At 41.8% G+C, this 22991-nt stretch carries 18 protein-coding genes and 1 riboswitch; of the genes, 3 read left to right on the top strand and 15 right to left on the bottom strand.

The genetic code is table 11. The features are described 5' to 3' along the window. Positions 1 to 155 precede the first annotated feature (155 nt). Together DWX96_RS01000 and DWX96_RS00995 are read left to right on the top strand one after the other, a co-directional pair. Complete coding sequence (locus DWX96_RS01000) at positions 156 to 1184, top strand: glycosyltransferase (RefSeq protein ID WP_117946158.1); 1029 nt, start codon at positions 156 to 158, stop codon at positions 1182 to 1184. Positions 1185 to 1262: 78 nt separating this feature from the next. Next, complete coding sequence (locus tag DWX96_RS00995; RefSeq protein WP_118056599.1) at positions 1263 to 2603, top strand: butyryl-CoA:acetate CoA-transferase; 1341 nt, start codon at positions 1263 to 1265, stop codon at positions 2601 to 2603. A 98-nt stretch (positions 2604 to 2701) separates the two neighbouring features. Here DWX96_RS00995 and DWX96_RS00990 read toward each other — a convergent pair whose 3' ends face one another. The 5 genes from DWX96_RS00990 to metK all read right to left on the bottom strand — a co-directional run bounded on the left by DWX96_RS00990 (position 2702) and on the right by metK (position 8189). After that, complete coding sequence (locus DWX96_RS00990) at positions 2702 to 3778, bottom strand: AI-2E family transporter (protein ID WP_118056600.1); 1077 nt, start codon at positions 3776 to 3778, stop codon at positions 2702 to 2704. Between the two features lie 18 nt (positions 3779 to 3796). Next, entirely contained in the window at positions 3797 to 4579 is a 783-nt protein-coding gene (locus DWX96_RS00985) for an RluA family pseudouridine synthase (RefSeq protein WP_118056601.1), read from the bottom strand. A gap of 9 nt (positions 4580 to 4588) precedes the next feature. Continuing rightward, positions 4589 to 5278 (bottom strand): response regulator transcription factor, encoded by a 690-nt coding sequence (locus DWX96_RS00980; protein WP_022243614.1) that lies wholly within the window; start codon positions 5276 to 5278, stop codon positions 4589 to 4591. Next, on the bottom strand, positions 5271 to 6758 hold the full coding sequence (locus tag DWX96_RS00975) for a sensor histidine kinase (protein ID WP_022243615.1): 1488 nt from the start codon (positions 6756 to 6758) through the stop codon (positions 5271 to 5273). Before DWX96_RS00975 ends, DWX96_RS00980 begins: the two co-directional genes overlap by 8 nt. 243 nt (positions 6759 to 7001) lie before the next feature. Beyond that, positions 7002 to 8189, bottom strand: coding sequence for a methionine adenosyltransferase (metK, locus tag DWX96_RS00970; RefSeq protein ID WP_022243616.1), 1188 nt, complete (start codon positions 8187 to 8189; stop codon positions 7002 to 7004). A 154-nt stretch (positions 8190 to 8343) separates the two neighbouring features. Beyond that, positions 8344 to 8445: riboswitch (SAM riboswitch) on the bottom strand. 249 nt (positions 8446 to 8694) lie between these two features. Here metK and DWX96_RS00965 point away from each other — a divergent pair. After that, entirely contained in the window at positions 8695 to 9825 is a 1131-nt protein-coding gene (locus tag DWX96_RS00965) for an HD-GYP domain-containing protein (protein WP_118056602.1), read from the top strand. A 275-nt stretch (positions 9826 to 10100) separates the two neighbouring features. Here DWX96_RS00965 and DWX96_RS00960 read toward each other — a convergent pair whose 3' ends face one another. From DWX96_RS00960 to DWX96_RS00915, 10 genes are all read right to left on the bottom strand, one after another. Beyond that, positions 10101 to 11393: a UDP-N-acetylglucosamine 1-carboxyvinyltransferase gene (locus DWX96_RS00960; RefSeq protein ID WP_117841358.1), complete on the bottom strand. Its 1293-nt coding sequence runs from the start codon at positions 11391 to 11393 to the stop codon at positions 10101 to 10103. A 150-nt stretch (positions 11394 to 11543) separates the two neighbouring features. Next, positions 11544 to 13175 carry a M23 family metallopeptidase gene (locus tag DWX96_RS00955; protein ID WP_242988678.1) on the bottom strand — a complete coding sequence of 544 codons (1632 nt, stop codon included), beginning with the start codon at positions 13173 to 13175 and terminating at the stop codon, positions 11544 to 11546. Between the two features lie 3 nt (positions 13176 to 13178). Continuing rightward, a complete protein-coding gene (locus DWX96_RS00950; RefSeq protein WP_117946148.1) occupies positions 13179 to 13682 on the bottom strand; it encodes a shikimate kinase in 504 nt (167 codons plus the stop codon). 89 nt (positions 13683 to 13771) lie between these two features. Then, positions 13772 to 14869 carry a peptidyl-prolyl cis-trans isomerase gene (locus DWX96_RS00945; protein ID WP_158561805.1) on the bottom strand — a complete coding sequence of 366 codons (1098 nt, stop codon included), beginning with the start codon at positions 14867 to 14869 and terminating at the stop codon, positions 13772 to 13774. A gap of 75 nt (positions 14870 to 14944) precedes the next feature. After that, a complete protein-coding gene (gene mfd / locus DWX96_RS00940) occupies positions 14945 to 18493 on the bottom strand; it encodes a transcription-repair coupling factor (RefSeq protein WP_118056604.1) in 3549 nt (1182 codons plus the stop codon). Between the two features lie 12 nt (positions 18494 to 18505). Further along, positions 18506 to 19066, bottom strand: a complete 561-nt coding sequence (gene pth, locus DWX96_RS00935; protein WP_117698657.1) for an aminoacyl-tRNA hydrolase — start codon at positions 19064 to 19066, stop codon at positions 18506 to 18508. Beyond that, positions 19054 to 19806, bottom strand: coding sequence for a sugar phosphate nucleotidyltransferase (locus tag DWX96_RS00930; RefSeq protein WP_022243623.1), 753 nt, complete (start codon positions 19804 to 19806; stop codon positions 19054 to 19056). Before DWX96_RS00930 ends, pth begins: the two co-directional genes overlap by 13 nt. Before the next feature lie 435 nt (positions 19807 to 20241). Further along, positions 20242 to 20511: a septation regulator SpoVG gene (spoVG, locus tag DWX96_RS00925; RefSeq protein ID WP_117698655.1), complete on the bottom strand. Its 270-nt coding sequence runs from the start codon at positions 20509 to 20511 to the stop codon at positions 20242 to 20244. A 39-nt stretch (positions 20512 to 20550) separates the two neighbouring features. Continuing rightward, positions 20551 to 21669 (bottom strand): glucose-1-phosphate adenylyltransferase subunit GlgD, encoded by a 1119-nt coding sequence (gene glgD, locus DWX96_RS00920; RefSeq protein WP_117698654.1) that lies wholly within the window; start codon positions 21667 to 21669, stop codon positions 20551 to 20553. Further along, positions 21666 to 22940 (bottom strand): glucose-1-phosphate adenylyltransferase, encoded by a 1275-nt coding sequence (locus tag DWX96_RS00915; protein ID WP_022243626.1) that lies wholly within the window; start codon positions 22938 to 22940, stop codon positions 21666 to 21668. Before DWX96_RS00915 ends, glgD begins: the two co-directional genes overlap by 4 nt. Positions 22941 to 22991 lie beyond the last annotated feature (51 nt).

Genomic DNA, 22991 nt, shown 5'->3' with positions numbered 1-22991 from the left:
CAAGCTTTCTCTTTTCTTCTCGTTCTTGTCTCATTTCATCATAGACACCAGTGCCGGCTCTGTCAAATAAATTCTGTCCCTACTGATATACTTTTTCCCTGAAATATGCGATAATAAATATGTTTGTATAGGTGCTTGCGAAAGGAGATGATTTGATGATAACAATAAGCCTTTGCATGATTGTAAAAAACGAGGAGCAGGTTCTCTCCCGCTGTCTGGATTCACTCGCCGGTCTGATGGATGAAATCATTATCGTGGATACCGGCTCTTGCGACCGCACCAGGGAAATTGCTGCCCGCTATACCGATAAAATCTATGACTATATCTGGAAGGATGACTTTGCAGATGCCAGAAATTTTGCTTTTTCCAAAGCTTCCATGGAATACATTTATACCGCAGATGCAGATGAAGTCTTAGATGATGAGAACCGGGAACAGTTCCGGCTTTTAAAAGAAGCCATGGTTCCGGAGGTCGAAATTGTACAGATGAAATATGTGACCAAAAATGAATTTAATACGGTGCTTAACTTTAAAGAAGAATACCGTCCGAAGCTCTACCGGAGACTCCGTACCTTTACCTGGATTGACCCGATTCACGAAACGGTGCGCTTAGACCCGGTTGTCTTTGACAGTGATATTGCTATTACGCATCTTCCGCAGTCCCTGCACAGCAGCCGTGATTTCAAAGGCTTCTTACTGGCATTTGACCGGGACGGACGGCTTTCCGAAAAATTGCACCGGATGTATGCCAAAGAGCTCCTCATGACCGGGGAGAAAGAAGATTTCATTGCCGCCGCAAAAGTATTTCTTGCTACCTTAAAGGATGAAACCGCCTCTGGGGATGCCCGCAAGGAAGCCGGCTGTATCTTAAGCCGCTGCTACCGGATTACCGGAAATGTCAATGAATTTTTCAAGCTGGCACTGAAGGATATGATTACTACCCCTTGTGCAGAAATCTGCTGCGAATTGGGAAATTATTTTTTTGACGCAGAAGATTATGATGAAGCAGCCGTGTGGTACTACAACGCAGCCTTTGAAACTGCCAGCATTCTTGATGTCCATACCAGTGGAAATATTCCGCTGAACGGACTGGCTGACTGCTATGAAAAATCCGGGAATGCAGCCCAGGCGGAAGAATATAGAAATGCAGCCAGACAATGGCAGCTCCCAGACGATAATTCTTAGTCCCTTCGACTTGAATAATCATGTACGAAGTGGTACTATGATAATAATTTAACAGACAAAATATACAGGAGGTTTTTCATGGATTACACACAGGAATATAAACAGAAATTAGTCTCCGCAGATGAGGCTGTCAAAGTCATCAAATCCGGTGACTGGGTAGATTATGGATGGTGTACCGGAACTCCGGATGCACTGGATAAAGCCCTTGCAAAACGTACGGATGAATTAAAGGATGTCAACTTAAGAGGTGGTATTCTGTTAAAACCGTTAGCTGTCTTCGAACGTGAAGATGCCGGCGAACACTTTACCTGGAACTCCTGGCATATGTCCGGAATCGAGCGTAAATATATCAACCGTGGTTTTTCTTACTACGCTCCAATCCGTTATTCCGAGCTTCCAAGATACTATCGTGACTCCGCTACTCCGGATGATGTAGCAATGTTCCAGGTTGCCCCAATGGACAAACATGGATATTTCAACTTTGGACCAAACGCTTCTCATATGATGGCAGTTTGCGAGACTTCCAAGAAAGTTATCGTTGAAGTAAATAAAAATATGCCTCGCTGCTTAGGCGGATTTGAAAACAGCATCCATATTTCCGATGTTGATTTCATCGTAGAAGGCGAGAATCCGGCTATCGGTGAATTAGGTGGTGGCGGAGCTGCTACTGAAATCGATCAGGCAGTTGCAAAATTAATCGTAGATGAGATTCCAAATGGTGCATGTCTCCAGCTTGGTATCGGTGGAATGCCAAATGCTGTTGGTTCCATGATTGCAGAATCTGATTTGAAAGATTTAGGTGTACATACCGAAATGTACGTTGATGCATTCGTTGATATTGCAAGAGCAGGAAAAATCAACGGTTCCAAGAAAAACATCGACCGTTTCCGTCAGACCTATGGTTTCGGTGCAGGAACTCAGAAAATGTATGACTACTTAGATGAAAACCCGGAACTTATGAGTGCTCCGGTAAGCTATACCAATGATATCCGTTCCATTTCCGCACTGGATAACTTTATTTCCATTAACAATGCAGTAAATGTAGACCTCTTCGGTCAGGTAAATGCAGAGTCTGCTGGAATCAAACACATCAGTGGTGCCGGCGGACAGTTAGACTTCGTTCTGGGTGCGTACCTTTCTAATGGTGGTAAGAGCTTCATCTGCTGTTCTTCTACCTTTACAACCAGAGATGGTCAGTTAAAATCCCGTATCCTTCCTACCTTAGATCCAGGATCTATCGTAACTGATACCCGTGCCAACATCCACTATCTGGTAACAGAATATGGTAAAGTCAACTTAAAGGGACTTTCTACCTGGCAGAAATGTGAAGCAATTATCTCTGTCGCACATCCGGACTTCCGTGATGAATTAATCGCAGATGCAGAGAAAATGCATATCTGGAGAAGAAGCAACAAATAACTACGTAACTTTTAAAAATCCCATGGGATAATCCCATGGGATTTTTGCAATATGATAGGTGGAACCCTTATGATTCTGTCCATAAATGCACACAATTTTCATGTTATCTCTTTTTCCTCTCTTCCACAGATACTGCGATAAATTTCCCAGATTAAAAATCCGGAAAGCGGACCTAAAATAACACCGGCTGTTCCATATATTTTCAGACCTGCATAAATACTGATAATAACCGCCAGCGGATGCACGCCCAGCCCTCTTCCCATAAGCCTTGGCTCCATAAATTCCCGGATAAAGGTACTCAATATAAACAGTATACCATATATCACTGCCGCAAAATACTTTCCACGAAATAAATCGATAATCAGCCATGGAATAAAGACAAGTCCTGTTCCAATAAAAGGCAGTGCATCACTCATGCCAATCAGTACTCCCGCCAGAATGGCATAAGAATTTCCGGTAAGGAACAGACCTGCTATACATACGCCACTGATTAATGCCAATATAATAAGCTGTGCCTTAAGATATGTTCCACCGGCATGACACATATTTTGAAATATCCGTCCGCCCCAGGAATAAAAGCTGCTTTTTCTCCAACGCTGCACCAGATTATCATAATCACAGAGTATCAGTACTGCCGCCACAACAGTTACAATGCAGATGCCAAAGAATGCTGCCAGTCCCCGCAAAGATGCCAGCGAGCCATTCATCATTGCCGGAATCAGCTTCGTTTCTGCCTGACTGCTGACATATGCCGCGCAGTTTTTTCCCCACTGCACCATTGTCTCTGCTTTCATGCCGGTGATTTCCGCAACCCGCTCACAGCAACTGCACCAGAGTGTATCTGCTTTTCCAAATAATTCCGGATAATTCGTTATCAATGATGCAAGTTCGCAGATTCCCTTGTATACAAGATAGCCCATCGGCAGAAAAATCACTGCCAGCAGCAACAGCACTGCCGCCGTACTTACAATTCCTTTGGGAAGCTTTGTTTTCTCTGACAGAAAAGCTACTGGTTTACATAATGTTCTTGCAATAAGGATTGCCAGTAAAAAAGGAATTACAATCGGCAGTGCGAAACGCATTCCCAAATATACTGCAACTGTAATCCCTGCTAAATATATAATCTTTTTTATAAGTTGTCTTGTTTTTCCAGTCATACCATCAGTATGTGGCATCCCGGACTTTTTTATGTATTATAAATCTGAAAATAAATGAAATGCCTGACCTTCCGGTGTTATCTGAAACTGCATCTTCTTTTTGCTTGTGGGATGCAGAAATTCCAGCCGATAAGAACAAAGTGCCAGTGGAATCGACCTCATTCCCGGCAGACTTTCATTCTTCCTTCCATACTTTCTATCTCCCACCAATGGCCAGCCATGATGCGACATCTGCACACGGATCTGGTGATGCCGCCCGGTTTCTAATTTTACTTCAAGAAGACTGATTTCTTCCGCAGCTTCAGTTTTTTCCGATGTTCCATCCGCTGTACCCGCTCCTGAAGCAGCTTTACCATCTCTGCCATCTCTATCATCTTTATCATCAAGCGTACTACATTCCAGCACCCGATAGGTTAACGCCGCCCGCTTTGCATCTGCGGTTCCCTGTTTTACGACAGAAGAAGTATTACTTCTGCCATCCTTCTTAAGAAAGTCAATAAGCTGTCCTTCTTTCGGTTCTGCTTTTCCATATACCACTGTCAGATAATATTTTCCAAAACCGTTTTTCTGCATCTGCCGGTTCAGCTCTGCTGTGGCTTCTTTGGTCTTTCCAAAGACCATTACGCCTTCCACCGGCTGGTCTAAGCGATGGATGATTCCAATAAAGGGAGTCTCTCCTTTTGCAGCAAGATAATTCCGAAGCAGGCTCTCCATATCCTGCTCGCCCATATGCTTCGTCTGCACTGCAATCCCTGCCGGTTTTACACAAACAAGCAGCTTGTCATCCTCATATAAAATATGTTCTGCAATCTTATACATATGTTTTTCCTATAATTTAAAGCGGTAACCTACCCCCCAGATTGTCTCGATATACTGAGGCTTTGCGGTATCCATTTCAATCTTCTCACGAATCTTTTTGATATGTACCGTTACGGTTGCGATATCACCAACGGATTCCATATCCCAGATTTCTTTAAACAGTTCTTCCTTGGTAAATACATGATTCGGATTCTGTGCTAAGAATACCAGTAAATCAAATTCCTTTGTGGTAAATGCTTTTTCCTCGCCATTTACCCAGACGCGGCGTGCTGTCTTATCAATCTTGATTCCACGAATCTCAATAATATCATTTTCCTGCACATTGCTGCCAATCAGTCTTTCATAACGGGCAAGGTGTGCCTTTACTCTTGCTACCAGCTCGCTTGGGGAGAATGGTTTTGTGATATAATCATCTGCACCTAGTCCCAGTCCGCGAATCTTGTCAATATCGTCCTTCTTGGCAGATACCATAAGAATCGGTGTATTCTTTACTTCACGAATACGTTTGCAGATTTCGAAGCCGTCCATGCCCGGAAGCATCAGGTCTAAGATATACATGTCAAAATCAGATGCCAGTGCTTTCTCTAAGCCCCTTGCTCCATCACTTTCGATTTCGACATCGAAACCGCTTAACTCTAAATAATCCTTCTCCAGTTCTGCAATTGAAACCTCATCTTCAATAATCAATACTTTACTCATTTGGAACCTCCTGATATTTTCTCAGTACAAAATACATGATTGTACCTGTTTCTTCTTTACTGGTTGCCCATATCTTTCCGCCATGGTCTTCAATAATTTTACGGACAATGGATAAACCGATACCACTTCCGCCGGTTGCAGAATTTCTTGAAGTATCTGCCCGGAAGAACCGGTCAAAGATATATGGCAGGTCTTTCTTTGCAATTCCTTTTCCATTATCTTCTATCTCTACCTGGATAAAATCACCCACATCCTTTACACGAATATTGATAAAGCCCTTCGGCTTATCCAGATATTTGATGGAATTATTAATAATATTATGAATGACACGCTTTAACTGCTCCGGGTCTGCAATAATCTGCACATCATCCCCGGCGTAATTAAAATACGATAAACCAATATTTTTTGCCTCTAAATCCAGGCCGATTTCTTCTACGCAGTCATCGAAATATTCCATTACATTTATCTTGCTAAAATTATATGGAATTCGATTAGTATCAATCTTTGAATAAAGTGTCAGCTCATTTAATAGTAAATCCATCTCATTGGCTTTATTATAAATGGTCTTGATATATTTATCCCTTTTTTCCGGCGTATCTGCCACACCATCCATCAGACCTTCCGAATAACCTTTCACAGCAGTAATCGGGGTCTTTAAATCGTGGGCAATATTACTGATTAAAACACGGTTTTCTTTCTCTGATGCCAGCTTCTCTTCTGCAGAATCTTTCAGTCTCTGCCGCATCTCTTCGAAGTTCTGGCACAGCTCGCCAATTTCATCATTGCTGTCTATTTCCAAAGTAAAATCAAGGTTGCCCTCTTTAATATTCTGGGTTGCCATCTCTAACTTCTTAATCGGAGTAATGATGCTCCGGTAATTCCATATGGTAAGCATACCTGCCGTCAACAAAAGTATCAATAACACAGAAATAATAATATCTATCAGAAGTTCCTTCATTTCCGGCACAAGTGATTTAATAGATGTAATTACAAACAACGTTCCTTCCGAACCATCCGAAAAATCAAAGTCAATCCGCTTAATCATTTCCTGTTTATCACTGTCAATGAAATAGCCGGTCTCTCCCCCTGTCTTGGTATCCATGTAATCCGGCAGATTTTCCGGAACCGTATTCAAATCATTCGTTCCCACATAGACTTCTTCATTATCCCTCATGACAATCAGGTAGGAGTTTTTCCCCTGCAGAGTCTCATTAACCTGCATTAAATATTTCATGTCCAGGAATTTGTCCGGGTCGCTTTCCGCTGTATCCAGTAACTTCTGACAACTGTCCTTTGTCACCCGGTTCCACATCTGCACCGTATTGGTCAGATAACTAATATTTCCATCTTCCACCTGATAGGTGTTGGCAATATCTCTTAACTGAAAATAACGGAATCCGCACATTGCCAACGCGGCCAATGTCACCGGCACAAATATGATAATACAAAATGATATAATCAGCTTTGTCCTTAGTTTCATTCTCAAGCCTCCAGTTTTTCATAATCATAGTATACCACATGCAGTCTCTTTTCCCATGAAAATTCTGAGAATTATTCTAAAGAATTTATAAATTATTTTCCAACCACCCAAAACTCTTTGCTGGTTTTCTCATTAAAATGCCAAAAGACCTCTTTCCGGCATTTCAATCATTTCCCTTAAGAAATAAATCTTTTCCGAAAAGAGGTCTTTCTTCTTTATACTATTCTGGAATCTATTCCAATATTATAAGTGTTTCTTTAATTCATCAACTTTGTCCAACGCTTCCCATGGAAGTGCAACATCGGTTCTTCCAAAGTGACCATATGCTGCTGTCGGGCGATAAATCGGTCTGCGTAAATCAAGCATCTTGATAATTCCTGCCGGACGAAGGTCAAAGTTCTCACGGATAATTTCTACTAATTTCTCATCAGAAACTTTTCCGGTACCAAAAGTATCAACCATAACAGAAGTAGGCTGTGCTACACCGATTGCATAAGATAACTGAATCTCACAACGCTCTGCAAGACCTGCTGCTACTAAGTTTTTAGCAACGTAACGTGCTGCATATGCTGCTGAACGGTCAACCTTGGTGCAATCCTTACCGGAGAATGCTCCGCCGCCGTGACGGGCGTATCCACCGTATGTATCTACGATAATTTTACGTCCGGTAAGACCTGCATCACCGTGTGGCCCACCGATTACGAAACGTCCGGTTGGGTTGATGAAAAATTTAGTATTCTCATCAACTAATTCCTTTGGAAGGACTGGGTCAAAAACATATTTCTTAATATCCTCATGAATCTGTTCCTGGGTTACATCCTCGTCATGCTGTGTAGAAAGTACAACTGCCTCTAATCTCTTTGGTTTTCCAGCCTCATCATACTCTACAGAAACCTGTGATTTTCCGTCTGGTCTTAAGTATTTTAAAGTACCATCTTTACGAACTTTGGTTAACTGTAATGCCAGTTTGTGGGCTAAAGAAATCGGATATGGCATATATTCCGGTGTCTCGTTGGTTGCATAACCAAACATCATACCCTGATCTCCGGCACCGATTGCTTCAATCTCCTCATCAGTCATTTTATTTTCTTTTGCTTCCAAAGCCTTGTCAACACCCATTGCAATATCCGGTGACTGCTGGTCTAATGCTACCATAACAGCACAGGTATGTCCGTCAAATCCGGTTTCTGCATGGTCATAACCGATTTCATTTACAGTATTTCTTACAATTGCAGGAATGTCTAATTTTGCCTTTGTAGTAATCTCTCCTGTTACAAGTACAAATCCGGTACAGCTTGCTGTCTCACAGGCAACACGGCTCATTGGATCCTCTGCCATACATGCGTCAAGAATTGCATCTGAAATCGCATCACACATTTTGTCTGGATGTCCTTCTGTTACGGACTCTGATGTGAATAATCTTTTTTCCATCGTTTTCTCCTCTCGTTTTGTTGATTCCCTTATTAAGTATCTGGTGGGTGCGCTTGGCTCCTCTTTCTTCCAGACCTTTTTTCGCTGCTCACATAAAATAAAAAAAACCGCTTACATCATAAGCGGACCCGATAACGGTAAAGATAATCAAATCCTCTTATTGTTCGACTTGCTCGCTCAGGTTGGCACCTTCCTTATGCTGTGGGGTTGCCGTGACTTCATTGATCCTATGTATCTCCATCACTCTGAATAAGAGAAATTACAATATTGAATTTTCAAATCTCTATGGGAGAGAATACACCTATTATATCGAAATGTCAAGCACCATATTTTCTCATCAACAGAGAAAACATTCCTTATTACTTTTTGTATCCTTTTGACAAATTTTAACGGTTTTTACTGTTAAGATTGACATTTTTGGCAAAAAGAATATACTTAAATAGGAATATAATTGTGATTTGTTCTATCATAATTATAAAATCCATCCAGAACGAGGACCACATGCATGAAAGAATATCAGACAAAAGATTTGTTACCAGGTATGGTTACAGCAATTCCTGTCCGCACCAAGCGTGGACAGCTTATTATTAATCCGAATGTAGAACTTACGCGTACCCTGATTTCCAGACTGGAATTTTATGGCATCGCCAGTGTGCAGATTACAGAAAATAAACAGACCGCTGCTCCAATGGAAACGCCAAAGGATCCGGCATATTTTCCTGCCAAAAGCCCTGTTTCTGCACCAAGTCCGGTTTCTGATGCTTCTTACTCACAGAAGCTCAAAAGTTCTCCGGAATTCCAGCGTTTTCAGGTGGATTTCACCCTGCGTTCCCAGGATTTAAAGAACTGTTTTGATGCTTACCTTTCCGATGGAGGAACCGTAAACAAAGAAGAGCTTTTATCAAAGACCATTTCTTTAGTAAGTCCAAAGCAGACCACTCTGGATGTCTTTGATATGTTACATAATATGCGTCAGGTCAACGACAGCACCTATGCACACAGTCTGAATGTTGCCATCATCTCCCGTATTATCGGAAAATGGCTGCATTTTTCCAATGAAGAATTAGACACTCTCACCCTTGCCGGTCTGCTTCATGACATCGGTAAGACAAAAATTCCGGATGAGGTCTTAAATAAAGACGGAAAATTAACAGATGAAGAATTCCAGATGATTCGTAATCATCCGAAATATGGCTATGATATTTTAAAATCCCAGCCATTAAATTCCCATATTAAAAAGGCAGCTCTCATGCACCATGAACGTTGCGATGGTTCCGGTTATCCAATGGGGCTTACCATGGAAGAAATCGATGACTATGCACTCATCATTGCGATTGCCGATGTTTACGATGCCATGACAGCAGCACGCTCCTATCGTGCTCCCCTTTGTCCGTTTGAGGTAATCGCCGAATTTGAAAAAGATGGTCTGCAGAAATATAAGCCAAAGTATATTCTGACCTTCTTAGAGAATATTGCCAATGCATACCAGAACAATCGGGTTATGTTAAGTGATGGTACTTCCGCCCGCATTGTTTTATTGAATCATCGTCGTCTTTCCAAGCCACTGGTTCAGTTAGATGATGGAGCCTGTATCGACCTTGAGAAAAGTCCTTTATATATCAAAGCAATCATATAAAAAGAATGTGCCTTGGCACATTCTAGCGCCTGCGGCGGTCGCTTGCGACATCTGCCTTATACGCCGCAGTGCGCATCCTCGCGGAGCGTTTTATACTTTACAGGAAAGCAATTTCCTGTAAAGTATAAAAGATATCTGATAACTATGCCTCATTTGCAGCATATTTACCAGATATCTTTTTTTGGTTATGATAACGCTTTTTAACACTTCTGTCTCATTGCAATATTCATATTAGTATTTATATTCAAAACTTTCTATATTGTGATGCTCTTATCTTATGATACTTTCAATGTGAATTTCTGGATTTCTTTCTCAGAGCTTACTTTTTCAATCATTGCACCAAGGGAAGCTAATTTCTCTTCAAAATGTTCATATCCACGTTCAATATAATAAATATCATCTACAATGGTGATGCCTTCTGCTGCAAGACCTGCAATTACAAGGGCTGCACCTGCTCTTAAATCCGGAGCACTGACTCTTGCACCTGTGTATTTTTCAACACCGGTAATAATTGCAATATTGCTCTCTACTTTCACCTGTGCACCCATACGGGTCAGTTCATCTACATATTTGAAACGGTTTTCAAAAATACTTTCTGTTACGGTACTTGTTCCTTCTGCTAATGCTAAAAGTACCGACATCTGTGGCTGCATATCTGTTGGAAAACCAGGATACGGCAAAGTAGTTACCTGGGTATGATGCAATGGCTTGCTGGATACCACACGTACTGCATCATCAAATTCTTCCACTTCACAACCAATTTCAATTAATTTTGCTGTGGTTGCCTCTAAATGCTTGGGAATAACATTTTTAACAGTTACATCACCTTTGGTTGCAGCCGCTGCAAACATAAAAGTTCCTGCTTCAATCTGATCCGGAATAATAGAATATTCTGTTTTATGAAGCTTCTCTACACCCACAATACGGATGACATCTGTTCCTGCACCACGGATATTTGCTCCCATGCTGTTTAAGAAGTTTGCTACATCTACGACATGTGGCTCCTTAGCTGCATTTTCAATAATAGTCTTTCCCTCTGCCATGGATGCCGCCATCATAATGTTGATGGTTGCTCCTACAGAAACTTTATCTAAATAAATATGGTTTCCCACCAGATGCTCTGCAGTAGCAGAAATTAACCCATGCTGAATATCAACATCGGCTCCTAACGCACGGAAACCTTTCAGATGAAGGTCAATCGGACGGGTTCCGATTGCGCAGCCACCCGGAAAAGCCACTTCTGCTTTCTTATATTTGCCAAGTAATGCTCCTAACAGATAGTAAGAAGCTCTGATTTTATTAATATATTCATAGTCCACGCTCAAATCATGAATCAGTGAACCATTAATCTTTACCTTATGTTCTCCAAGACGCTCTATCTTAGCACCAATTCCCTCCATGGCACTTAATAACACATTAATATCACGAACGTTTGGTAAATTATCTATTATTACGGTCTCATCCGTCATAATTGCTGCCGCAAGAATTCCCAGTGCAGCATTCTTAGCTCCACCAATCTCAACTTCGCCAACCAAAGGATTTCCACCTTTAATCACATACTGTTCCATCTCGCACCTCTATGCTTAGATTCCCTACAAAATTGCAAACAAAATATTATAGTAACTTATTTCCTCTTTTGTCAAGTATTTCTCGTACCTCAAAAGAATTATCTACAATAGTATTATTATATTATATATTCACTGACTTGTAAATCGAAATTAATTCAGATAGTTCACCGGATTTACCTGGGAACCATTAATTAATATCTCAAAATGCACATGCGGACCTGTAGAACGTCCCGTACTTCCGCTTAATGCAATCACTTCACCCTGTGATACGCTCTGCCCTGCTTTTACCAGTAATTTACTGTTATGTGCATAACGTGTCATTCTTCCATCCGGATGGCTGATTAAGACGCAGTTGCCATATCCGGAAACATAGCCGGCACTGACTACTACACCATTGCTGGATGCAAATACCTTGGTTCCGGTCGGACATGCCCAGTCAATTCCTTTATGCATTCTGCCCCATCTTCTTCCAAAACCGGAAGAAACTCTTCCGCCAATCAGCGGTTTAATGTAAGTTGGCGGTATCTTGGTTCCACGCTCAATAACTGCCGGCGTTGACTCTGTCAGTATGGTCTGGTGGATCATACTCCGCTCCGTCTCAATTCCATTCTCTGTTGTCACCACCATATTAACCTCGCGATGTCCGGTAGTTCCTTCTGCAAGCACCACTTCGTCGGTCGTATACCAGGAATCATTCGGTACAAGCTCCGGCTCTGCGGTATAATCCTCTTCATATACTACGCCTTCGCTGATTCGTAAGCTGATGTCCGGCTGAGGCACCGACAGAATCAGTTCTTCACCGGCACTGATTACTGCATCTTCCCCGGACAATCCATTGAGTGCTATAATTGCTGCCACTGATGTATCATGCTCCTGTGCAATAACCGACAGACAGTCTCCCGGCTGTATCTCATATATTTTATTCGTTTCTTTCTCTTTTGTTACTTCTTCCACCGCGGCATCTATATCCGTCAGAGTGTCCGCTGCTACCAGATTGGTGAACACTTCCACATCCTGTGCAAATTCCATCGAAAGAATTCCGGTTTCATAATTATTTTCCCCGGGATTCTCCTGTGCATCGGAAAGATAGGTCCCAAGCTGCTGCACAATACCGGCATCCGCAGAATCTTCTGTTTTTTCTGAATCACCTGTTTCTTTTAAGTTTGCAAGAAGCATTCCCTCCTGATGATCTGTTTCCTTTTTGAACGCTACCTCAAACCGATTGTCCGTATCCTGTTCTTCCTTCAAACGTCCTAAAAACGTTTCTACTTCATCTAAAGTTGCAAAAGAAAGCTGGTTTTCACCGGCACTTACCGTATATGCAAAGATTTCTCCGGAATTTTCTTTCTTAAGCTCCTTTGTAATCTTTTCTTTTAATACAGTTTCACTTAACAGCTTCTGAAATGGCTTATGGCTTTCTGTTGTCTCATAAGAAATCTCCTGCATCAGATATCCTTCACTCTCTTTTGCCATTTGCCGCCGGCTTTCGTGTACTGCCTTTTCCACATCTGTCTTGCTGCTGACACAGCCTACCACTTTATTATTTACGGTTACCACAAAATAATTCTGTCCCAGTGAAAATTTCTGCAAAAGTACCACCAGTACCAGACAGACGAAAAATATGCCTGCTGCCCACATGCGGATACGAATCTTTTTATCGACTTTTCCAATTCTATTTAAAGTTGTTGATTTCTTTTTCTGCTCCTGCATCTTATCTGACTTCTTCATTTTATCTGATTCCTGTATCTTCACAGGTTCCTGTGCATTCCCTGGTATCTGCATCTTTTATTCCATCCCGAGTTTTTCTTTGACTGCATCGATTGTTTCACGAATTGACAATCCCTCTTCATTTACTGTTACATCCGCATATTTTTCATAGTATGCAGTTCTCTCATCATACAAATCTTTCAGCGTCTGGCCATCATTCAATACCACACCGCGGTTTTTCAAATCACCAAGACGCTCTTCTAATGTCTCATAAGATACACTCAGATAAAGTACGGTTGCAATTTCTTTATAATGCTCCATGGCATTTGCACAATATACTGCACTGCCTCCGGTAGCAATGACTGCTTTATGTCCTTCTATGCTGCTGTTTACCTCATCCTCAATCTCAAGAAATCCTTCTGTTCCATGCTCTGCAATCAGCTCACACAAAAGCTTTCCGGTCTGCTGCTGGATGACTAAATCTGCATCCACAAAATTATAGCCTAATGCCTTCGCCAATACGACACCTACAGTACTTTTTCCTACTCCCGGCATTCCGATTAATACGATATTGTCTTTCATTCCATACTCCTGTATCTATGTGATAGAAAAGAAGCAGAAAAATAAATTTTCTGCTTCTCTATGTTCTTGTCACTTTGTAATTTCTGCAATTATTCTGTTGCTGCCTCTGATGCTGTCTCTGTCTCACTTACAGATTCTGTTTCTGTATCTGTTTTCTTGATGGTATAGAGCTTATCAAAGTTAACAGCTGCCCATACATCATCATTTACCGTCCATTCTTTTTCTTCCTTGTAGCTGTCGCATACTTCAGTATATTTATCGGACTGACGCTGGGAAACAATTGTTTCTTTCTCTTTGTCGGTTGCATCACGGTCAAATTCACTGTCTAAGCGGATAACATAATATCCTTTTCCATCTACGGAAATCATGGAAGAAATTTCTCCCTCTTTTAACGCATCTGCTGCTGTAATAACGGATGCATCCATACTTCCGGTTGCTGTTCCATCTTCACCGATTTCATCACTGCCGTATGAATAAGTGCTTACAGTATATCCGTTGTCTGTTGCTGCTGCATCAAAATCGGTTTTCGCTTCTTCTGCGATTTTCTCTGCAGTTTTTTCTAATTCTGCCTTCTCATCATCGGTATATTCCACATAATTCTTGCTGTCATCATAATGTGCCTCGGTAGAAACCTTGATATAACTGAAGGTTCTCTGTGCCGCTTCTTCATCAGAAACTTCGGTATCTGCAGTTGCAATGATTGCATTATGCATCTTCTTCTGAATCAGGTTCAGTCGAAGCATTTCTACTACATATTCTTTCTTGGCACCCATGGTCCTGATTGCTTCCTTACTGTTATCATCCATGAACTGCTGTGCTGCAGTATCAATATCAGAAAGCTCCTCATCCGTTATTTCCACACCATAGTCTTTCATATGGTCTTCTAAGAGATAATCGGTCTGAATCTGTGTCAGGATTCCATCTTTTACATTATCCTGCATAGTCTTACCGTTTCCGGATAAATCCTGTGACCACATATTTTCCTTAGCATATCCCATGGTAATATAGCTGTCATAGGATACTGCTGTATACTGTGCCATAAAGTTGGCAAGTCCAAGTGAAATCTCTTTATCTCCTAATGTAGCAACAACTGCATCTTCATCGATTCTGCTGCCACATCCTGTCATAGCTACGGAAGCTGCAGTAACAACTGCCAATGCAAGTGCTGTGAATTTCTTAAATCTCATATCACGTTCCTCCAAAATATTTATCATCGTTCTATTATAGTGCTTTTTCGTACATGCCGCAAGATTTTTATGCAGTTAAGCATCCTTTTTTATGGTTTTTTCTACTAAAATCGTCTGCACATCCAACACAAACTGGCGGATATAGTCGATACTGCTGCCTGATGCTGTCCGGCTGTTAGTTCCCCGGTTCAGCACAAAATACGGTCCTTTCTGATCCGGGATAAATTTCAACGCATGATCATATTTTGACAGAAGTTCCGGTATTTTTGCCGGATTCACCGCAGCTTTTTCATACATGACAAAACGCACCGTATTGCCACGCTCTACCACTTCCTTCATATACGCCTGATGCGCCAGCACTTTTATCAATGCAATGGAAAGAAGGTTTGTCACTGATTTTGGCGGGTCTCCAAAACGGTCTGTCAGCTCATCAAGCATCTCATCACTTTCCGAATCATTTTCAATGGCTGCAATTCGTTTGTAAATATCCAGTTTCTGTGTCTCGTTTGGAATATAGGATGGCGGGATAAATGCATCCATTTCCACATCTACTGTTGTATCGAAGCTTTCTTCCACTCCGATTCCCTTCTCCTGTTTGACAGCCTCATTGAGCATCTTGCAGTAAAGGTCATAACCGACTGCCTCCATGTGTCCGCTCTGCTGGGCACCCAGCAGGTTTCCGGCTCCACGGATTTCCAAATCCCGCATGGCAATCTTAAAGCCGCTTCCTAAGTCTGTATATTCCTTGATTGCAGCCAGACGTTTCTCTGCGATTTCTTTTAACATTTTATCCCGGCGGTACATTAAGAACGCATATGCCGTCCGGTTGGAACGTCCTACTCTTCCGCGAAGCTGATAGAGCTGTGACAGTCCCATATTATCCGCATCATGAATAATCATGGTATTTACATTGGAAATATCAAGCCCCGTCTCGATAATCGTTGTGGATACCAGCACATCAATCTCTCCGTTGATAAACTGATACATAATATCCTCAAGTTCCCGTTCCTTCATCTGTCCGTGGGCAAATGCCACATTGGCATCCGGCACCAGTTCTGAAATTTTCGCTGCCATTTCTGCAATCTGGTTTACCCGGTTAAATACATAATAAACCTGTCCGTCTCTTGCTAATTCCCGGCAGATTGCCTCCCGCACCATTTCTTCATTATATTCCATGACATAAGTCTGGATTGCCACACGATCCATCGGCGGCTCCTCTAAAACACTCATATCACGGATTCCGATAAGGCTCATATGCAATGTCCTTGGAATTGGTGTTGCCGTTAAAGTCAGCACATCCACATCCTTTTTCATCTGCTTGATTTTCTCTTTATGAGCCACACCAAAACGCTGCTCCTCATCGATAATGAGAAGTCCCAAATCCTTAAATTTCACATCCTCAGAAAGCACTCTGTGGGTTCCGATAATAATATCCACCATGCCTTTTTTCAAATCTTCGATGGTTTTCTTCTGCTCTTTTGGGCTGCGGAAACGGCAAAGCAAATCTACTCTTACCGGGAAATCTTTCATCCGCTGGGCAAAGGTATTATAGTGCTGCTGCGCCAGGATTGTGGTCGGTACTAAATAAACTACCTGTTTTCCCTCCTGCACCGCCTTAAAGGCAGCACGGATTGCCACCTCCGTCTTGCCATATCCTACGTCTCCGCAAATCAGACGATCCATAATCTTGGTGCTTTCCATGTCCTTCTTGGTTGCTTCAATGGCAAGCTCCTGATCTTCTGTCTCCTCAAATGGAAACATCTCTTCAAATTCCTTCTGCCATACAGTATCCGGACCATAGACATAGCCTTCTTTGTTCTGCCGGATAGCATAGAGTTCCACCAGTTCGTGGGCAATTTCTTTTACCGCACCACGCACTCTGGTTTTTGTCTTATCCCAGTCCGGGCTGCCCAGCCGGTTTAGTTTTGGTTTCTTGGCATCGGAACCGGCATATTTCTGAATCAGTTCCAGCTGGGTTGCAAGAATATAAAGATTGCCTCCCCTGGCATATTCAATCTTGATATAATCCTTGACTTTTTTATCGACTTCGATTTTCTCGATTCCACGATAAATGCCAAGGCCGTGATTTTCATGTACCACATAATCACCTACATGAAGGTCACGAAAGCTCTGTATCTTTTCTCCCTCATAGAGGCGGTGTTTCTTCCGTTTCTTCTTTTCCTGCCCGAATATATCACTTTCTGTGATAACCGCAAATTTAATCAGCGGGTATTCGTATCCACGTTTTACTTTTCCATAGGCAGTTAAGATTTCTCCCGGCTGCAATTCCCGTTCAAAATCTTTGGCATAATAACAGCTTACCTCTTCTTCCTGTAAATCCTTCGCCAGATGCTCTGCCCTTGTCTTAGATGCGGATAATACAACGACCCGGTATCCGTTTTTCCTATAATTCTTTAAATCCTTCACCAGCGTTGCAAAGCTGTTATTATAGGAATTCACACCCTGCACCTGAATATGGTAACGGTTCGTAATGTCTAACTCCCGCACCTTCATATCCAGTGCTGCCAGTGCAAGTCCGTGGAAACTCTGCATCTTCGCAGTAATTTCCTTTCCGGTAAAGAGCGTATCTGTCTGTCCCGGCAGGATATAACCCTTCTCCAAGCGCTGCTTCATGCTCTCTTCAAATTCCTGCTCTGTCACTCTGCCCTTTTCCATCAGCCGGGCAGGTTCATCCAGGACTAAAAGAGTCTCGTCCTTGCCAAAATAGTCCAAAAGGCTTACCGCCTCCGGGAAGAAATATGCAAGACTGCTGTCCAAATTAGCTGCACCACCTAATTCTTCTATCTCTTCTTCCAATGCAGCCGCCGTCTGTTTGATGCGATGGCCTTCTTCATTTTTCATCTGCTCGCGGAACTTCTTTTCTGCTTTTACCGCTTCCTGGCGGATTTTCTTTAAGCCTGCCTGCTTCCGTTCTTCCGTCAGCACCAGTTCCGTTGCAGGATACAACGTAATCTCTTCCAGATTCTCTATGGAACGCTGGCTCTCTGCCTCAAAACTTCGCAGGGAATCAATGGTATCTCCCCACATTTCAATACGCAGCGGATTTTCTTCCGTCAGAGGATATATATCAAGGATTCCTCCACGCACCGCAAATTCTCCCGGCATTTCCACCTGATAATTGCGCACATACCCCATCTGCAAAAGCCGCTTTGTCTCTGCCTCAAAGTCTAATTCGTCTTCCACCTTATAAGTACGCACCGCTTCTTTAAAGGCTTCCAGTCCTGCCATCCGGTTCATCAGTCCGTCAAAAGTCAATACCACTGTAACCGGCTTCTTTTCGGATAAACGTTTTAACAGGGCAATCCGCTCTCCGGTAAGCTGATTACTTCTGATATCCGACTGATAAAATAAAATATCCTTCGCCGGGAAATAGAGAGTCTCCCTGTCAAAAAAACGATAATCTTCTAAGATTTCCCTTGCTTTTTGCTCGTTAAAAGTAACGATGATTTTATTTCTAAAACCATCGTTCGCCGCAAATACCATATGTGCCTTCTGCGCATCCATGCATCCGGATATCTGAACGATACCCGGACTGCTCTTTAGCTGCTTTAAGGCATTTTGCAATTCTTCCAGTTCCGAAAGGGGCTGCAAAAATACATTCATAATGTTCTTCCTTTAATTATAGTCATTCATTGCCTGTTCGATTTTTCCATCGACAATCAGTTCTACCGCAGATACCGCATCTAAAAATGCTTCCTCTGCCAGTTTCCGGTCTGCCTTATCCATATGGCCAAGGACATGGTCTGCCAAATCCCAGCCCTGTGGTTTCTCACCGACACCTACCTTGATCCTAGCAAACTGCTCTGTTCCCACCTGCGCAATGATATTTTTAATTCCATTGTGTCCGCCGGCACTGCCTTTTTTACGAATCCGTATTCTTCCCGGTGCCAGGCTGATATCATCAAAAATCACTAACAATTCACTGGCCGGATCCACTTTATAGAAATTTACTGCTTCAGCGATGCTTTCTCCGCTTAAGTTCATAAAAGTCTGTGGCTTCACCAGAACAACTTTTTCACTTCCGATCATTCCTTTGCCGCAGATTGCTTTATACTTTTTTTCGTCCATCCTTATATTATATTTTTCTGCCAGTACATCCATGACATCAAAGCCAACATTATGTCTGGTATGTTCATATTTCTTTCCAGGATTTCCAAGTCCCGCTATAATGTACATTCTTTCTTCCTTCTTCTGATGATTTCTGCAGCTGATTCTAACTGCTTCTGGTCATTTACTCCATTGATGTCTTCCGGGCTTTCCAGTGCAAATGCATCTACACGAAGTCCTTTATCCTTTAATATCGTAAGCGTATCCGGCAGATAATATTCACCCTGTGCATTATTCGGCTGAATCTTATCCAATGCCTGTGATAATTCCCAGGTATTAAACACATACATTCCGGAATTAATCTCATGGGATTTCAACTCTTCCTCGTTTGCATCCTTATGTTCTACGCTCTTTATAAATTCTCCTGATTCATTGCGGATAATTCTTCCGTATCCGGTCGGGTCATCTATCGTTGCTGACAATACGGTTACTGCATTTTTATGCTGGATATGATGCTCCAAAAGCTGCTTTAAGGTTGCAGATGTAATCAGTGGCGCATCTCCAAAAAGAATCAGTGTATGTCCATCTTTTCCCAGAAAATCCTTGGCACATTTTACCGCATGACCAGTTCCAAGCTGCTGCTCCTGCAGTACAAATGTTACATCATCTTTATGTGAAATGGTATTCTCTACCTCTTCATGCTTATAGCCTACCACCAGACAGATATCCTCCGCTCCTGCTCCTTCTGCCGCTTCAATTACATAATCTACCAGACACTTTCCGTCTATTGTATGCACTACTTTCGGAAGGTCTGACTGCATTCTGGTTCCCTTTCCAGCTGCCAATATTACCGCTTTTAATGCTTCCATATTTTTATCCTCTTTATTCCTCTCCGGCTTTCTGCCGAAAATACTGTTACATTTTAGTATACTTCTTTCTCAGAAATTTGTCATCCTTTTTTCCAAAATATGAAATAGATGACAATGTAAATCTGCCGTGGGGCAAATGGAAAAGCGAAAAAGACTATAAGGAGCACTAAGAATTTTGAAAAAATTTTTATCAGTTCTGACAACCGGCGCAAATCAACATCCATGTTGCTTGCTCCTCGCCGGCACTTCCCTGTGCCGGCGTTGTCTGTTTTCGCCCGAAATTCCAAGTGCTCCTAACAGTCTTTTTCATGCTTTCTCATTTGCCCCACGGCATATTTATACTTCATTCTATCAATTGTTCAAAAAAAGAAGTGTGAAAAACAGGCTGCCACATTTCTGTGACAGCCTGCTCGTCTTCCTTATTCTATGTACGTGTTACGCCTCCTCAGCTGCGATTTCACTTTCGTACTTTTCTAAAATAATCTGCTGTATCTTATTTCTGGTATCTGAGTTAATTGGATGTGCAATGTCTCTGTATTCCCCATCAGCAGCCTTGCGGCTTGGCATTGCAATGAAGAGTCCCTTCTCTCCGTCAATCACCTTGATATCATGTACAACAAATTCTTCATCTATGGTAATAGATACCACAGCTTTCATTTTACCTTCTTTTTCAACTTTACGTATTCTTACATCTGTAATCTGCATTATGTTACCCCCTTCACGCCTTTCTCTTAAGTCTTCTGCCTACAGTGCATATCTGTCATTGCGCTCAAGTACAACCTTTACTCCGTCGTCACCGCAATAATACGTGTTGGCTTTCAGCGTTCCACGGCTTTCCACGATACAGTTTTCAATATGCGTATTATCTCCAATGTATACGTCATTGAGAATAATGGAATTCTTGATTACACAATTCTTTCCTACAAACACATTTTTAAACAATACAGAATTTTCTATTTTACTGTTGATGATACATCCACTGGAAATCAGGCTGTTCTTCACATCAGAACCTGCATTGTATTTTGCTGGTGGATAATCATCTACTTTCGAATAGATATGCGGTGTCTCACGGAAGAAGTAATTTCTCACATCCGGTTTCAGGAAATCCATATTTGTATTGTAATATGAATCTACTGTTGCAATATTGCTCCAGTAATCTTCCATTTTATATCCATAAATTCGTTTCATATTCTTATAACGAATCAGAATATCTGTAACGAAATCCCATCTGTCTTCCTGACCGCTCCGCTCTAACATTTCAATCAGCTGTCTTCTGCGGATGATATAAATACCGGTAGAAATTGTATTAGAGCTGGATACCATAGGTTTCTCTTCAAACTCTGTGATTCTGGATTCTTCATTCATGCGGATTACACCAAAGCGGCTGATATCTGCGCCTTCCGGCATATCCTTGCACACAACAGTTATATCAGCTTTCTTCTCAATATGGTAATCCAATACCTTATTGTAATCCAGCTTGTATACACAATCACCACCTGTAATAATTACATATGGCTCATGACGTTTTTTCAAGAAATCAATGTTCTGGTACATTGCATCTGCAGTTCCTCTGTACCACCAGCTGTTGTCAGCGGTTACGGTAGGAGTGAAGGTATAAAGACCTCCCTGTTTTCTCCCGAAATCCCACCATTTGGATGAGCTTAAATGTTCATTTAAAGAACGTGCATTATACTGAGTCAGCACTGCAACGGTCTGAACATGTGAGTTGCTCATATTACTCAATGCAAAATCAATGCATCGGTAACTTCCACCGATTGGCATTGCTGCAATTGCACGCTTGCTGGAAAGTTCCTGCATACGATGATTGTTTCCACCTGCTAAAATTAATCCTAATGCCTTCATATTCTGTCACCTTCCTTAATAATAGCTCCACCGCCTGCTAACATTCCATCTGGATAATCTGACGGTTCCGTTACTCCGGAAATCGCTGTATTTTTTCCAATTGAAACTCCGTCTGGTATTACAGAATCTTCTCCGATAGTAACCAGATCAGATGCATATACTTTTTCATTCAATGTGCTTGGTGCATACTCGCCTACGCCTAAGTGGCAGTTTGCTCCAACAATGGTCTTATCTGCAATAATGGATTTCTCCACCACAGTATTCTCTCCAATCACACATTCTTTCATGATAATGGAATTGTGTACCACCGCACCCTTTTCAATCCGGACTCCTGCACCAATTACAGAATTCTGCACTTCTCCATAAATTTCAGCACCTTCTCCGATAATGCTGGTATCAACCTTTGACTCTGCTGCAAGATACTGCGGAGCTACATTATCGCTCTTGGTATAAATCTTCCAGTATTCTTCATAAAGGTTAAATTCCGGAATCAGATCAATCAATTCCATATTTGCTTCCCAATAGGAGGAAAGTGTTCCAACATCCTTCCAGTAACCATTGAATTCATAAGCAAATAAACGCTTTCCATTCTCATGGCAGTATGGAATAATATGCTTTCCGAAGTCACAATTACTCTGATCCTTCATAGCAATTAAACTGTCACGCAATACTTTCCAGTTGAATATGTATATTCCCATGGATGCGAGGTTACTTCTCGGATGTTCCGGTTTTTCCTCGAACTCTTTAATTTTTTTATTTTCGTCTGTTATAACCACACCAAAACGGCTTGCTTCTTCTATTGGAACAGGCATTGCTGCAATTGTTACGTCTGCATTATTTTCCTTATGGAAATCAAGCATTACTTCATAATCCATCTTATAAATATGGTCGCCTGATAAAATCAGCACATAATCCGGATTATAAGTCTCCATATATTTCAGGTTCTGGTAAATCGCATTTGCTGTACCAGTATACCATTCACTGTTATCACTTCTCTCATATGGTGGAAGAACCGTTACTCCTCCGTTATTACGGTCTAAGTCCCACGGAATTCCAATTCCAATATGTCTGTTTAATCTCAATGGCTGATACTGTGTCAGCACTCCGACGGTATCAATACCTGAGTTGATGCAGTTGCTCAATGGAAAGTCGATAATACGATACTTTCCTCCAAATGCGACTGCAGGCTTCGCTACACCGGAAGTTAATACTCCAAGACGGCTTCCTTGTCCGCCCGCCAAAAGCATGGCTATCATTTCTTTCTTAATCACGTCATTCACCTCTCGTCATAAAATCAGGTCATTTTGGTATAACAAAAGTAT

It is taken from the genome of Roseburia sp. AF22-2LB (genome assembly GCF_003461125.1).
Taxonomy (GTDB): Bacteria; Bacillota; Clostridia; order Lachnospirales; family Lachnospiraceae; genus Roseburia_C; species Roseburia_C amylophila.
Note: the sequence above shows the minus strand (reverse complement) of the source record. Positions and strands in the feature narration are given on the sequence as shown.

What these genes read in the sequence shown, in the direction of transcription:
- DWX96_RS01000 (WP_117946158.1), top strand. Translation starts at nt 156, where the DNA reads ATGATAACAATAAGCCTTTGCATGATTGTAAAAAACGAGGAGCAGGTT.
- DWX96_RS00995 (WP_118056599.1), top strand. Translation starts at nt 1,263, where the DNA reads ATGGATTACACACAGGAATATAAACAGAAATTAGTCTCCGCAGATGAG.
- DWX96_RS00990 (WP_118056600.1), bottom strand. Translation starts at nt 3,778, where the DNA reads ATGCCACATACTGATGGTATGACTGGAAAAACAAGACAACTTATAAAA.
- DWX96_RS00985 (WP_118056601.1), bottom strand. Translation starts at nt 4,579, where the DNA reads ATGTATAAGATTGCAGAACATATTTTATATGAGGATGACAAGCTGCTT.
- DWX96_RS00980 (WP_022243614.1), bottom strand. Translation starts at nt 5,278, where the DNA reads ATGAGTAAAGTATTGATTATTGAAGATGAGGTTTCAATTGCAGAACTG.
- DWX96_RS00975 (WP_022243615.1), bottom strand. Translation starts at nt 6,758, where the DNA reads ATGAAACTAAGGACAAAGCTGATTATATCATTTTGTATTATCATATTT.
- metK (WP_022243616.1), bottom strand. Translation starts at nt 8,189, where the DNA reads ATGGAAAAAAGATTATTCACATCAGAGTCCGTAACAGAAGGACATCCA.
- DWX96_RS00965 (WP_118056602.1), top strand. Translation starts at nt 8,695, where the DNA reads ATGAAAGAATATCAGACAAAAGATTTGTTACCAGGTATGGTTACAGCA.
- DWX96_RS00960 (WP_117841358.1), bottom strand. Translation starts at nt 11,393, where the DNA reads ATGGAACAGTATGTGATTAAAGGTGGAAATCCTTTGGTTGGCGAAGTT.
- DWX96_RS00955 (WP_242988678.1), bottom strand. Translation starts at nt 13,175, where the DNA reads ATGCAGATACCAGGGAATGCACAGGAACCTGTGAAGATACAGGAATCA.
- DWX96_RS00950 (WP_117946148.1), bottom strand. Translation starts at nt 13,682, where the DNA reads ATGAAAGACAATATCGTATTAATCGGAATGCCGGGAGTAGGAAAAAGT.
- DWX96_RS00945 (WP_158561805.1), bottom strand. Translation starts at nt 14,869, where the DNA reads ATGAGATTTAAGAAATTCACAGCACTTGCATTGGCAGTTGTTACTGCA.
- mfd (WP_118056604.1), bottom strand. Translation starts at nt 18,493, where the DNA reads ATGAATGTATTTTTGCAGCCCCTTTCGGAACTGGAAGAATTGCAAAAT.
- pth (WP_117698657.1), bottom strand. Translation starts at nt 19,066, where the DNA reads ATGTACATTATAGCGGGACTTGGAAATCCTGGAAAGAAATATGAACAT.
- DWX96_RS00930 (WP_022243623.1), bottom strand. Translation starts at nt 19,806, where the DNA reads ATGGAAGCATTAAAAGCGGTAATATTGGCAGCTGGAAAGGGAACCAGA.
- spoVG (WP_117698655.1), bottom strand. Translation starts at nt 20,511, where the DNA reads ATGCAGATTACAGATGTAAGAATACGTAAAGTTGAAAAAGAAGGTAAA.
- glgD (WP_117698654.1), bottom strand. Translation starts at nt 21,669, where the DNA reads ATGAAGGCATTAGGATTAATTTTAGCAGGTGGAAACAATCATCGTATG.